We start from the raw sequence: 13,560 nt of genomic DNA on the forward strand, positions 1-13,560 counted from the left end.
CGCGCCGTTACGGCCGCGTGTCAGTCGCCCGCGCGATGCAGGCGTCTTGGAAAAGAGGTCATGCTAGGGGAATTCTGCTCCCTGTCGCATTACCAAAACATTACGGTTCGGTAATGGGCGGTGCGGGCAGAGCGATCGCCACACGCAAACCCGGCTCGGCATCCTCGATTTTCAACGCACCGCCGTGCAGGCGGGCAACTGCCGTCACACTTGCCAGACCGAGGCCGAACCCGTGGCCGCCTTCGCTGGCGCGATAGAAGCGTTCACCCAGGCGACTGCGTTTGGCGGCCGGCACGCCGGGCCCGTTGTCGCACACGGCGAGCGTGGCCACATTCTGACGGACGTCGGCAGTGAGGGTGACCACCGCACCGACGCCGGCGTACTTGAGTGCGTTTTCGACCAGATTGGCGATCGCACCGGCAAGCAGATCGGCATCGCCCATGACCTGCACCGCAACATGCCCGTCATAGCGCAGCGTGATGCGCTGATCTTCGGCCACGGCCTCGTAAAGATCCACCACGTCGCGCGCGATGGTGTCCAGACGGCACCGCTCGAAGCGCTTGCGCTGCGCGCCGGATTCGGCCTCGGCAATCTCGAGCAGCTTCTCGAACACGACGATCAGATTGTCGAGTTCGGCGATCGCATAGGTATTGGCGGCGCGCAGGTCGTCGGCACTGGCCCGCTCGCTGGCGGCGGTGCGCAGCCGCGACAACACCCGAGCGAGCGGCGTGCGCAGGTTGTGTGCGGCAGAGTCCGAGACGTTGCGCACGCCGGTCATGAGACGCTCGATGCGATCGAGCATGTCGTTGATATCCTCGGTCAGCAACGCAAACTCGTCCTCGCGATGCTGCAACGGCACCCGTCGGGTCAGTTCGCCTGCGCCGATACGCTTGGCCGTGTGGCGGATGATCTCCACGCGTCGTTGCAGGGTCCGGCGAAACAGGAACGTGCCGCCCACCACCATAAGCAGGGCTATGGCGGCCCCCAGCAGACTGGCGTTCAGAATGCGCCGTTGCATGTGCTGCATATCGCGAATGTCCAACCCCACGAGCAGGATCGTGCCGTCGGAGAGCGGGCGCACGGCCATCAGACCGCGCACCTGTACGCCGCCGCGCATCACATCGTGTTCGAACGTGGCGTCGTCCGTCACATCGAAGGGAGGCACGCGATCCAGGTTGCCGGCCAGGATTGCATTCTGGGGGCCAAGCAACAGGAAGATCTCGGTATCGGAGTCGACGTTGTCAGCAAGCTCGAGATTGATCTCGTCGATCAGGCTGACCCGCCCGCCGCGATCGAAGTGACTGCTCAATCGTTGCGCCGTAACGGTGATCTGGCGCGAGAACTGTGCCGTCAGCACATCCACAGTCTGTACATGAAAGAACGCCAGCAGGAGCAGGGCAGTCGACACCGCCAGCACGCTGTAATTGAGCGTGAGGCGAAACGATACTGAGCTCCCGAGCCCGCGCAACAAGGAACCGAAGCGCTTCATGCGTCGATGTCGGGCAACGCCGCGATGTGGCCCGGCGTGAGGGCATAACCGATCCCGCGCACGGTGTGGATCAATGGATGATCGAAGCCGCCGTCGACTTTCTGTCGCAATCGGCTGATATGCACGTCGATCACGTTGGTCTGGGGATTGAAGTGATAATCCCACACGGAGGCCAGCAGCATGGTGCGGGTCAGCACCTGCGGCGAATGCGCCATCATGTAGGTCAGCAGCTTGAATTCGCGGGGCTGCAGGGCGATGGGTTGGCCGGCACGTTCGACCGTGCGGGTGACCAGATCGAGCTTGAGATCGGCGACCTGCAATTGCCGACGATCGTCGGAATCGGTGGCACGTCGCACCAAAGCCTCGATACGCGCCGAAAGCTCCGGAAAGGCAAACGGTTTGGTGAGGTAATCGTCACCACCGGCCTTCAGGCCGCGCACTTTTTCGTCCAGCGAACTGAGCGCACTCAGCACCAGCACCGGCGTTTTCTTGCCCAGCCCGCGCAAGGTGGACAGGATGGACAGGCCGTCCACGTCGTTGGGCAGGAGGCGGTCGAGCACGATGGCATCCCAATCGTTTTCGAGCGCGCGTTTCAATCCTTCAGCGCCATCGCGGCAAACGACCGGCGCATGGCCGGCCTGACGGAAACCATCGGCGATATAACGCGCATTGTCGATGTCGTCTTCAATGATCAGGCAGCGCCACATGCGGGCCTCCGTGGTTGCGGCGGGAGGGGCGATGATATCCGATACCCAGATATTCGCCGCTACCGACCCGACCGCGCCACTATTGGCATCGTTGGCGAAGCATGGGCATCCTACAGCTTGGCGACCGACACCTCGGTCGCCTTGACGAAGGCGAGCACTTCACTGCCCACCTTGAGTTCGAGTTCATGCACCGACCGGGTCGTGATGACGGAGGTGACGATGCCGGCAGGCGTGTCGATATCAACCTCGGATACAACGGGTCCCAAGATGATCTCGCTGATTTTGCCGCGAAACTGATTGCGCGCGTTGATGGACTTGCTGCTCATGGCTACCTCTGTAAGACCGACAGAAAATGACGATTCATTCTGTCAGCAATACGTGCCAATGAAAAAGAACAACGCGGTATGAGGTTATGCCGAGTCGGACGCTTGGCCGATCGTCCCAGCCTTATCCGGCGCGCTTGAATCGCTTTGAACGCGTTGGCACCGCTACTTCAGCCTCGGCGCGCTTGGTGGGCAGGGGCATCAGGAAATACTGGGCGCTGGTGGCGAGAATGCGCTGTGCCGACTCACGCAGCGACTGACGCTCGCGGTATCCCTGCGGGCCCTTCACGTGAGCGACGACGTCGCGATTGGCTGGGGCGCCGGTGACAAAGCGTGCAAATTTGGGCAAGGCTAAGGCGAAAGTGGGCATAACGGTCTCGAATCGGATGCAGTGGAAGCGATAGACGCCATCCTACGTTTGTCATGTGACAGAACAAACGACTTGATTCGACTATCGTTATTCGGACAAGAAATGCGTTTGCCGAAGATCAGCATCTTACCGAGACGTCATCCACCCGCCATCGTCCATTGGCGGTAGGGAGACGCCCCTGCGCGGCGCTTGCAGGCATGAGGCGCACCGCGAGGCCGTCCGCATCGCGCCCCGCGCCGCGTGCCTGCCGCTATCATGCGCAATCGCGTCATCGTCGAACGGACATGCACGTTGCATTCATCATCAGGCCGTCACACATAACATTTACCCCGCAGGAGACAAGATTCATGAAGATCGTGATCGCACCGGATTCATTCAAGGAGAGCCTGAGCGCGATGGAAGCAGCTCAAGCCATGGCGCGTGGGGTGCGCCAAGCCTTGCCGGACGCGGAGATTGTCTGCGTGCCCATGGGCGACGGCGGGGAGGGCACCGTGGACGCTGTGCTCGAGGCGACCCGCGGCGAATGGCGCACCACCCAGACCACCGACGCGCTGGGGCGACCCATTGCCGCACGCTGGGGCTGGTTGCCCGATGGCACGGCGTTCATTGAAATGGCGGCGGCTGCTGGGCTGGAGCATGTGGCGCCTGAAGACCGGGATATCGGTCGCGCCTCGACCTTCGGCGTGGGCCAAACCATTCTGGCCGCGCTCGACGCCGGCGCGCAACGCATCGTGATCGGCCTGGGGGGATCGGCAACCAACGACGGCGGCGCCGGCATGTTGCAAGCGCTGGGCGTCACCCTTCGGGATGCGGCAGGCGTTGATCTCGTCCCCGGCGGCGCCGCGCTTGCCAGCCTGGCAACGATCGACACCTCAGGTATCGACCCGCGCCTCAAGAATGTGCGGGTGGAGGCCGCCACCGACGTCGATAACCCCCTATGCGGTGAGTCGGGCGCTTCGGCGATCTTCGGGCCGCAGAAAGGCGCAAGCCCGCGAGACGTGCTGGCGCTGGATGCGGCGTTGGCGCATTTCGCTGCCGTGTGTGCCGATACGCTGGGGCGCGATGTGAGCGGCGAACCAGGCACGGGCGCCGCCGGCGGAACGGGTTTCGCCCTTCAGGCATTTGCCCAGGCGCACTTTCGGCCCGGCATCGAGGTCGTGGCGGAACTGACCGGGCTGGCTGCCACCGTGGCCGACGCCGATCTCGTCTTCACCGGAGAAGGCCGCATGGATGCCCAGACGCTGCGCGGTAAAACGCCTGCCGGCGTGGCGCGTGTGGCGCAACAGGCGGGCGTGCCGGTGGTTGCGATTGCCGGTTCCCTGGGTCCGGGCTATGACGCCCTTTATGCCGCAGGCCTCACCGCGGCCGTGAGCCTCGCGTCCGGCCCCATGACGTTGAAGGAAGCGTGCGAGGGGGCAAGCGCGCTATTGACTGAGCGCGCCCGTGACCTGTCGCGGCTGTGGTTGGCCGGCCGGCGCCCGGGCGCGGCCCGCGCGTGATCCTGCCCCGGCACATTCGCATACGCTTGCGCTATTGCCAGACGCTTATCGCAGACATATAAGCGTCTTATCCCTACTAAAAAAAAATGAGTGGCCACGATGTTGCAATCATCCAGTCGGACCGACATTGACCCGCAAGAGACAGCGGAATGGCGCGAGGCGCTGCAGGCAGTGGTGCAAACCCACGGCGCGCATCGGGCGCAGTACCTGCTCGACAACCTGGCCCGCCTGGCCGATGAGTTGCGCGTGGGCTGGCGCCGAGCGCTGAACACCCCCTATGTGAATTCGATCCATGCCACGGATGAACCCGCCTATCCGGGCGATCTCGATCTGGAAAAGGATCTGGGGTCGCTCATCCGTTGGAATGCCCTGGCGATGGTGGTGCGGGCAAACAAGGCCTATGGCGAATTGGGTGGCCACATTGCCAGTTATGCCAGCGCCGCCGATCTCTTCGAAGTCGGGTTCAATCATTTCTTCAGGGCACGTGACGACCGCGGGCAGGGCGATCTGGTTTTCTTTCAGCCGCACAGTGCGCCTGGCGTGTATGCCCGGGCGTTCCTTGAAGGTCGTCTGACTGAAGAGGATCTGACGTACTTCCGGCGTGAGCTGAGTGGCGAGCGCGCGGGTGCCCGTGGCCTGTGCAGTTATCCGCATCCCTATCTGATGCCCGATTTCTGGCAGTTTCCGACCGGGTCCATGGGCATCGGCCCGATCAGTTCGATCTATCACGCGCGCTTCATGCGGTATCTCACCCATCGCAATCTGCTCGATTGCCAGGGCCGCAAGGTGTGGGGGGTATTCGGCGATGGCGAGATGGATGAGCCTGAAAGCATGGCCGCGTTGACGCTGGCCGCGCGCGAGGGTCTCGACAATCTTGTCTGGGTGGTGAATTGCAATCTGCAGCGCCTCGACGGCCCGGTACGCGGTAATGCCAGCATTATCGAAGAGCTCGAAACGTTGTTTCTGGGCGCAGGCTGGAATGTCATCAAAGTGCTGTGGGGCAGCGATTGGGACGCCTTGTTCGCCCGCGATCGTCACGGTGCGCTGGCGCGCGCGTTTTCGACCATGGTCGATGGGCAGATGCAAACGTTCTCCGCCAAGGATGGCGCGTATAACCGCGAACACTTCTTTGGCCAGACCCCTGAGCTCGCGGCGCTGGTCGAGCATTTGTCGGATGCGCAGATCGACGGCCTCACCCGCGGCGGGCATGACCTCAGGAAGATCCATGCGGCATACGCCGAAGCTGCCCGCAGCGAGGGCCAACCGACCGTGATCCTGGCGCATACGAAGAAGGGGTTCGGCATGGGTGCGGCCGGCGAAGGTCGCATGACCACGCATTCGCAGAAGAAACTCGATGCCCAGGCATTGCTGGCGTTTCGCGACCGCTTCAACCTGCCGCTGACCAACGCGCAAGCCGAGTCGTTGGCGTTTCACAAACCTGCCGACGACAGCCCGGTGATGCGCTACATGCATGCGCGCCGCGCGGCTCTGGGCGGTTTTCTGCCGGCTCGCCAAACGACGGCCGACATCTTGAATGCACCGGATATCGGCGACTACGCCCGCTTTGCCTTGACGGCCGACGCCAAGGAGATGAGCACGACCATGGCGTTCGTTCGCATACTGGGTGCGTTGATGAAGGATCCCGAGCTCGGGCCTCGGGTTGTGCCGATCGTGGCTGACGAAGCGCGTACGTTCGGCATGGCCAATCTGTTCAAGCAGTTCGGCATTTATTCGAGCGTTGGACAACGTTACGCGCCGGAGGACATCGGATCGATTCTGAGCTACCGCGAAGCGCGCGATGGACAGATCCTGGAAGAGGGCATCACCGAAGCCGGCGCGATCGCCAGTTGGACGGCAGCCGCGACGAGCTACAGCGTGCACGGCCTGGCCATGCTGCCGTTCTATATCTACTACTCGATGTTCGGGTTTCAGCGGGTGGGCGACCAGATCTGGGCGGCCGCCGATCAGCGCCCGCGCGGCTTTCTCATCGGCGCGACGTCGGGCCGCACCACTTTGGGTGGCGAAGGGTTGCAGCATCAGGATGGCGTCAGCCATCTCACGGCGGCCACGATCCCGAACTGCAAGGCCTACGACCCGTGCTATGCGGCAGAGCTGGCGGTGATCGTCGATCGGGGCATGCGTGACATGGTCGTCGAGCAACAGGACGTTTTCTACTACATCACGCTGATGAACGAGAACTACGCGCAACCCTCGTTGATCGCAGGTTCCGAAGCCGCGATCCTGCAGGGAGGCTATCTGCTGTCGCATCGGGTGCCGGAAGCAGGCGCCACGCCGGGCCGCAGTGTGACCTTGATGGGGTCGGGCGCCATTCTGAACGTGATGGCAGCCGCCGCCGAGACCTTGGCCGATCAAGGCATTGAAGCGTTTGTCTACAGCGTGACCAGTTGGAGCGAGCTCGCGCGCGACGGCGCACGCAGTCAGGAGCAATGGCTGCAAGACCCCGCCACAGCGCCCATCCCATATCTGCGGCGGCTGCTTGCACAAAGCGAGGGGCCTATTGTGGCGGCCAGCGACTATGTGCGTGCCGTCCCCGAGAGTGTGCGTGCGTTCATCCCAGGCGGCCGCCCGTTCGTGTCGCTGGGCACCGATGGGTTTGGCCGTAGCGATACCCGTGCGGCTTTGCGTGAGTTCTTCGGCGTGGACGCGGCCGCTGTAGTGAAGGCAGCAAAAGCGTTGCTGGAACATCCGCAGGGCTAGTCCGCGATGCCCGATGCGGATCATCTGCCGCCTCGGCAGAGGGTTGCGCGCGCATCGCGGCAATTGCACGCTCTTGGCGACGCGTGAGGGTCATCCCGCATTCGGCGGATTGGGGCGGATGCGCCATGTATGATGGCTCTCGATGCTGCGCCTCTTCGGGCGGGCCGCCAGATTCGTCATGACTCAAGAAACCAAAACCCTACTGCTCACCGGCGCGAGCCGGGGAATCGGACACGCCACGGTCAAGCATTTCCAGGCGGCCGGATGGCGTGTGTTCACGGCCTCGCGTCAGAACTGGGCGCCCGATGCCTGCCCGTGGTCCGAAGGCGAAAGCAATCACATCCATCTCGACCTCGAAGACATTGCGGGTGTAGAAAACAGCGTGGCGCTGATCAAGCAGAAACTCGGCGACGGCAAGCTGCATGCGTTGGTCGACAATGCCGGGATGTCTCCGAAGGGCGCCGATGGCGCGCGCCTCGGGGTGCTGGAAACCGATTACACGACGTGGCTCAAAGTGTTCAACGTCAATCTGTTTTCCAGTGCGTTGCTGGCCCGCGGCCTGTTTGCCGAACTCAAGGCGGCGCAGGGATGCGTGATCAATGTGACGTCGATCGCCGGCAGCAAAGTCCATCCGTTCGCAGGGGTTGCCTACGCAACCTCGAAAGCGGCATTGTCGGCGCTCACTCGTGAGATGGCTTACGATTTCGGCCCGCACGGTGTGCGCGTCAACGCCATCGCGCCGGGTGAGATCGACACCGCGATTTTGTCGGCGGGTACCGAGGCCATCGTTGAAAACAGCATTCCGATGCATCGCCTCGGCAAACCCGAAGAGGTCGCCTCCCTCGTGTATTTCCTGTGCACGAGCGGCGCGTCGTACGTCAATGGGTCGGAGATCCATGTCAACGGCGGCCAGCACGTTTGAACGATGGGGCTTGCGTTTGGCGCGATGATCCCAAGTTATGGGTGACGTGTCGTCCTGCGGAGGCGACATATCGTCGACGCGTCCGCCGAATGGCGCGAGACGACCGGCGGCATCACACCCCGGCACAGGTTTCCAGCATTGAGCGTTCGTTTTTTTACGCCTTGGCGCATGTTGCCGGCCACTGCCGCCGGAACCGAGTACGCGATTCGCAATCAAACGATTTGCGATCCAGCGAAGTACCTACGTTTTAACGGGAGCACGTCATCATGAATCAACAAGACCGCGCTGCAATCGACGGTGTATTTGGACGGTTGAGCGAACTCGAACGCCAGGGCGTGCCGCGCGATGCCGAGGCCGACAAATTCATTACCTCGCGCGTCAACGAACAACCGGGCGCCGCATACTACCTCGCGCAAACCGTCGTGGTGCAGGAGCAGGCGCTGAAGGCGGCGCAAGACAAGATCAATCAGCTGGAGCAACAGTCGGCACCGAAAGCGGCTGCGGCCGACGCGGACCTGGGCTATTCCTTTGGACGTGCACCTGAGCGTGACGCGGCCCCGGTGCCGGGCGGCGCCGCACCGGCTGCCGTCGGTGTTCGGGGTGGCGTGCCAAGTGGTGTGCCCAATGCGGGCGCGGTGCCGGGTGCGGCGACCGGTGCGGCCCCCAACGCTGGCGCTGCACCCGGTGCAGGCGGGCTGAGCGGTGCGGGCTTCGGCCGCGGCGCAGGCGGCGGCGGGTTCCTGGCGGGTGCCATGCAGACGGCCATGGGCGTGGCCGGGGGCATGATGCTCGGTAGTTTGCTGGGCAATATGCTCGGCGGTAATCATGCCAACGCGGCCGAGCCCCCGGCTGATGCCGCGGGTGACGGCGGCGATGCCGCGGCATCCGATGCCGGGCAGGATGCTGGCGCCGATCAGGTGTCGTACGACGATCCCGGCTTCGACGATGGCGGCGGATTCGACGGCGGGTTCGACGACATTTAAGCGATGCGAAAGCGTGCTCGATCATGACGATCGGGCGCGCTTCTTGCTTTTCTACGGCCAGATTTTCAAAAGGAGTAGAAACATGCTGAATTCAAACGAACTCGAAGCCTTGCGCCGGATCAAGTCAGGCGAAGCCCCGGTGGATGATGCGCACCGCGACACGCTGCATCAGCGCGGCCTGATCGAACACCGTGACGGCAACTACATGGTCACGCAGGAAGGCGATGAACATCTGGGCATTTTGAAAGGCATCGGTGAAGCGATTGCCGACATCGTTGTGCCTGGCGCCGGATCAAACGAGGCGCTGCAGCGTACGATCGAAGCCGATGAGGCACGCAACAAGAAAGAATAAGCATTGCGCGATGCGCGTGTGTCGCCGCTGCCAGCACGCGGGCATCGGCAACGCACAGAACGTCGCCGTGATGAGTTAATGGCGCCGTACGAGGCCGGCCACGATGTGACCGGCCTTTTGTATTCCGCGGCAGGTTCTTCCATGGCATGCGTGAGCGTATGAGGCACCTCGTCACCGCTCGATGTTTGGGGAGCATGTAAATGATGTAACGCGCGGGATTAACTATCAGCGACCGGCGTCTATCCCACTATGACCTCCGACTCGCCGTCTTTTGACGTTGTTGCCCAGCTTGGCGCGCTTCGCCGTTACGCGCGTTCGCTCACCCGCAACGTGCACGACGCAGAGGACCTGGTTCAGGAGTCGCTCACGCGCGCTTTTGAGAAGCGGCACGCGCTGAAAGACGGTGCCAGCTTGCGCGGCTGGCTCTTCTCCATCTTGCACAATACCTTCGTGAGCGACCGGCGGGCGCACAACGCCAGTGGCGCGCTCACCGATGCCTTCGACGAACATACCTCGGCAGTCACGACACATCCGGCGCACGACCCCGTCGTGCGACTCCGCCAGCTCGAGCGCGCGTTCGATGCCTTGCCGGAAGACCAGCGCGCCGCGCTGCATCTGGTCACGATCGAAGGCTTGTCCTATCAAGACGCAGCCAGCACGTTGGCGGTACCCATCGGTACGCTGATGTCGCGTCTGGGGCGCGCGCGTGCCGCATTGCGCGCCTTCGAAGATGGCGCACCAGGCGCGGACTCGGCCAGGTCGTCGCGCGCCGTTCACCTCAAAGTCGTGGGAGGCTTGGATGCAGACCGATAACCCGATATCCGACATTGACCTCGATGCATATGTCGACGATCAATTGGACGCGCGACGCCGCATCGATGTCGAAGCCTACCTGTCGCAGCATTCGCGTGAAGCGATGCGGGTGATGGCCGATCTGCGCATTCGCGACGCCCTGCGGTTGAGCGTGAGCGAACGCACGACCGCCGACGATGCCCAGACGCATGCGCTGGCGCTGCGTCTCTCGCGCGCGCTCGGGCGCCGTCAGTGGCTGGCGCGATTGCGGCGCACGGCGGCTGCGGCGGCGCTGTTTGGCGTGGGGTGGGCCGGCCACGTCGGATTCTCCGCGATCTCGTTCAATACGGATGGCGTCGCACAGGCGTCACCGGCTTTTGTCGACGACGCCGTGATGGCGCACCGCACGTCGCTCTTGCGTGCCGGCATGCAATCTCAACCCGAAGTGCCGTATCTCGACGCCGATGAAATCCTGCGCCTGACCGGCATACCGATGCCGGCCTTGCCCGAGCAGTGGCGCATTCGCGACGTACAGGTGTTTCCGTCGCGCGGCGGGCCGGGCGTCGAAACCGTCGTGGACGCCGATGCGTTTGGCGCGGTGTCCGTATTTGCGGCGCGTGGCGCGTCTCCCGCCATCGCCCAAGGGCTGACGACATCACGCAAGGACGATGAAACCATCGTCCATTGGCAACAAGGCGAGTGGGCGTATGCCGTGACCGGCGCGCTTTCCGATACCGATCTCATGCGTGTGGCCGGCCTGTTGGCTGCCGCACCGCGCGCGCCGCTCTAAGCCGCCAGCAAGCGACAGGGCTGCGCGCGCCCGTTTTTTTTACTTCCAAGGAAGATGATGTTTTTCGACTGGATGGCCGATCCGACCGCCTGGCTGGGCCTGGCGACGTTGATCGTGCTTGAAGTGGTGCTGGGTATCGACAACTTGGTATTTATCGCCATTCTCGCGGATAAATTGCCGGAGCATCAACGCAATCGCGCCCGTATGATCGGCCTCTCGCTGGCGTTGATCATGCGCCTGGGATTGCTGGCCAGCATCGCGTGGGTGGTCACGCTCACTGCGCCGCTCTTCACGCTATTCGGCATGGACTTTTCCGGTCGGGATCTCATCCTGATCTTCGGTGGCCTGTTTCTATTGTTCAAGGGAACGATGGAACTGCACGAGCGTCTCGAAGGCGCGGCGGACCATGTGGGCACCAAGCGCACCCAGCACGCGGTGTTCTGGCACGTGATCGCGCAGATCGTGGTGCTCGATGCCGTGTTCTCGCTCGACTCGGTCATTACTGCGGTGGGAATGGTCGAGGAAATCAGCATCATGATGACCGCCGTGATCTTTGCGATGGCACTGATGATGGTGGCCAGCCGCCCCCTGATGGCATTTGTGAGCCGTCATCCGACGGTGGTGATCCTGTGCCTGGGACTGCTGTTGATGATCGGCTTCAGTCTGGTGGCCGAAGGTCTGGATTTCCATATTCCCAAGGGCTATCTGTATGCCGCCATTGGCTTCGCCATCCTGATTGAGGCATGCAATCAATTGGCGCGCCGCAATCGGATTCGGACGGCGAGCGCCGCTGGGCGGCGCGACCGCACCGCCCAGGCGGTATTGCGTCTGCTGGCCGCAGGGCGTGACAAGCAACCCGACACCAATGCGGATGACATGATCGCGCTGGTGGGCGATCCAGGCGATGAGGCGGCCTTCGCACCGGAAGAGAGCACGATGATCGAGCGCGTGCTTGCCATCGGCACCCGCGATGTGCGCGCCATCATGGTGCCGCGCGGGCGGATGACCTGGCTGGACGTGGCCGATACGCATGAGGACGTCCTTCGCAAATTCGCACTGGGTCACTCCCGCTTGCCGCTGTGCGAGGGCGAGCCGGGCAATGTGGTCGGCGTGGTGCATTTCAAGGATGCGTTGATCGCGCTGCAGCAACCGGGACCGGTCGATCTGGTGGCGATCGCGCGCCAACCGCGCTTCGTTACCGAAACCACGCCGGTGCTCAAGCTGCTTGAACAGATCCGCGTGTCGCGTGACCACATGCTCATCGTGGTGGATGAGCACGGGCAGTGCGAAGGTCTGGTCACACCGATGGATGTGCTTACTGCGGTGGGCGGCGACCTGCCGGAGCACGATACTGAGTATCGCGTGCAGGCCACGCGCATGGTGGACGGATCCTGGCTCCTGGACGGCCGACTATCGATCGATGAGGCGCGACGTGAACTCAATGAGCCCGAGTTGGCCCGGCCGCATCCCGATGCCACATTGGCCGGTTACCTGCTGCGGATTGCGGGACGGATTCCTGACGTTGGCGAGATCGTGACATGGAACGGTTGGCGCTTCGAGATCACGCGGCGCGACCGCCAGCGCGTGGATCAAGTCAGGGCCATGGCACCGGACTTCGTTCTTGTACCGGCAACCTCGGCCGGCGACGTGCAAGCCTGAGAGAAAGGCGGGGAAGGGTGCTGAAGTAGCGGGCAATCTCCGGAACTGTCCTGGGCGCAATCGCGCCCGTCATCGCGTGACGCCCCGACGCTTCCCGTCTTCTTTACATTTTTAACGGGGAAGACTACTTTCGGCAGTATGAGCCCCGCCCGTTCTGCTGCAACGCCATTGCGCAAAAAATCGGACGTCTCCACCAAAGGAGAACGAACGCGGGGCCGCTTATTGGCCGCATGCAGCGTGGAGTTCGCCAAGAACGGCTTCGTTGCCACGCGCATCAGCGACATTGTGGCGCGTGCCGGCGTCAGCCAGCCTGTCTTTTACCTCTATTTCTTCAGCAAACAAGCGGCGTATGACGAATTGGTCACGCTGTTTGGCCGCAGGCTTCAGGATGCGGTGGGCGAGGCGCTGATCGGTGCCGACGTTCCACCGACGGCGGTCGACGCCCGCGTCAGGCTGACCATCCACAAGTTGTTGACGATCCTGTGGGCAGACCCCGATCTGACGCAAATCGGATTCACGCAGTCCGCCGCGGCCGAAGATCTCAAGACGGCACTCTGTGCACAAATCACGCACAACCTGCGTGCCGAGCAGGCAACCGGATTCTTCCGGGCCGAGATCACCCCGGAGCTGTTCGCCCAGGCATTCATGGGCATGATGGAGCGATTTTCACGCTATCGTCCACCAGCGCCGCACGATGAGCAATTGGTTGAATTCATCAGCACGCTCATTTTGGACGGCATGCGCGCGGGAACGCGCAGCCAGTCAAATTAATCAAAATCTTACGAAATACTTAAAAAGTGTACTAGTACGGCTTTTTTTCTTTGACAATTGCTACTGCCTAGTAGTAATTTCCCTAACCGCAGTTGGTCTTGAGTCTGACCGATCCTAGTGCGGCGCTAGCCTACAAATAACTACACCTCGGTCTATGCCCGGCTAACGCGCGGCGTCGACACTGG

13 protein-coding genes are annotated in these 13,560 nt (G+C 62.7%); 9 read left to right on the forward strand and 4 right to left on the reverse strand.

Annotated elements, in window-relative coordinates:
• Window positions 1-100 precede the first annotated feature (100 nt).
• The 4 genes from EYW45_RS16640 to EYW45_RS16655 form a co-directional block, all read right to left on the reverse strand.
• The gene (locus EYW45_RS16640) at window positions 101-1,489 is read right to left on the reverse strand and encodes a sensor histidine kinase (RefSeq protein ID WP_161136555.1); all 1,389 of its coding nucleotides are present in this window, start codon (window positions 1,487-1,489) and stop codon (window positions 101-103) included.
• A complete protein-coding gene (locus EYW45_RS16645) occupies window positions 1,486-2,196 on the reverse strand; it encodes a response regulator transcription factor (protein WP_161136556.1) in 711 nt (236 codons plus the stop codon). Before EYW45_RS16645 ends, EYW45_RS16640 begins: the two co-directional genes overlap by 4 nt.
• 110 nt (window positions 2,197-2,306) lie before the next feature.
• Window positions 2,307-2,522, reverse strand: coding sequence for a TOBE domain-containing protein (locus tag EYW45_RS16650; protein ID WP_161136557.1), 216 nt, complete (start codon window positions 2,520-2,522; stop codon window positions 2,307-2,309).
• A gap of 121 nt (window positions 2,523-2,643) precedes the next feature.
• Window positions 2,644-2,889, reverse strand: a complete 246-nt coding sequence (locus EYW45_RS16655) for a hypothetical protein (RefSeq protein WP_161136558.1) — start codon at window positions 2,887-2,889, stop codon at window positions 2,644-2,646.
• Between the two features lie 347 nt (window positions 2,890-3,236).
• On the opposite strand from EYW45_RS16655, the gene EYW45_RS16660 reads away from it, so the two are divergent.
• The 9 genes from EYW45_RS16660 to EYW45_RS16700 all read left to right on the forward strand — a co-directional run bounded on the left by EYW45_RS16660 (window position 3,237) and on the right by EYW45_RS16700 (window position 13,375).
• Window positions 3,237-4,388, forward strand: coding sequence for a glycerate kinase (locus EYW45_RS16660; protein ID WP_161136559.1), 1,152 nt, complete (start codon window positions 3,237-3,239; stop codon window positions 4,386-4,388).
• Between the two features lie 99 nt (window positions 4,389-4,487).
• Window positions 4,488-7,106: an alpha-ketoglutarate dehydrogenase gene (gene mdeB / locus EYW45_RS16665; protein ID WP_161136560.1), complete on the forward strand. Its 2,619-nt coding sequence runs from the start codon at window positions 4,488-4,490 to the stop codon at window positions 7,104-7,106.
• Between the two features lie 178 nt (window positions 7,107-7,284).
• Window positions 7,285-8,028, forward strand: coding sequence for an SDR family NAD(P)-dependent oxidoreductase (locus tag EYW45_RS16670; RefSeq protein ID WP_161136561.1), 744 nt, complete (start codon window positions 7,285-7,287; stop codon window positions 8,026-8,028).
• A 266-nt stretch (window positions 8,029-8,294) separates the two neighbouring features.
• Window positions 8,295-9,011 carry a DUF2076 domain-containing protein gene (locus EYW45_RS16675; RefSeq protein ID WP_161136562.1) on the forward strand — a complete coding sequence of 239 codons (717 nt, stop codon included), beginning with the start codon at window positions 8,295-8,297 and terminating at the stop codon, window positions 9,009-9,011.
• An 82-nt stretch (window positions 9,012-9,093) separates the two neighbouring features.
• Window positions 9,094-9,363, forward strand: coding sequence for a hypothetical protein (locus EYW45_RS16680; protein ID WP_161136563.1), 270 nt, complete (start codon window positions 9,094-9,096; stop codon window positions 9,361-9,363).
• Between the two features lie 249 nt (window positions 9,364-9,612).
• Window positions 9,613-10,176, forward strand: a complete 564-nt coding sequence (locus EYW45_RS16685) for a sigma-70 family RNA polymerase sigma factor (RefSeq protein WP_161136564.1) — start codon at window positions 9,613-9,615, stop codon at window positions 10,174-10,176.
• The gene (locus EYW45_RS16690; protein WP_202444763.1) at window positions 10,163-10,945 is read left to right on the forward strand and encodes an anti-sigma factor family protein; all 783 of its coding nucleotides are present in this window, start codon (window positions 10,163-10,165) and stop codon (window positions 10,943-10,945) included. Before EYW45_RS16685 ends, EYW45_RS16690 begins: the two co-directional genes overlap by 14 nt.
• A gap of 57 nt (window positions 10,946-11,002) precedes the next feature.
• On the forward strand, window positions 11,003-12,604 hold the full coding sequence (locus tag EYW45_RS16695) for a TerC family protein (RefSeq protein ID WP_161137071.1): 1,602 nt from the start codon (window positions 11,003-11,005) through the stop codon (window positions 12,602-12,604).
• A gap of 138 nt (window positions 12,605-12,742) precedes the next feature.
• Window positions 12,743-13,375, forward strand: coding sequence for a TetR/AcrR family transcriptional regulator (locus tag EYW45_RS16700; RefSeq protein ID WP_161136565.1), 633 nt, complete (start codon window positions 12,743-12,745; stop codon window positions 13,373-13,375).
• Window positions 13,376-13,560 lie beyond the last annotated feature (185 nt).

Origin of the sequence: Schauerella aestuarii (assembly GCF_009866805.1) — a bacterium.
Lineage (GTDB): Bacteria > Pseudomonadota > Gammaproteobacteria > Burkholderiales > Burkholderiaceae_B > Schauerella > Schauerella aestuarii.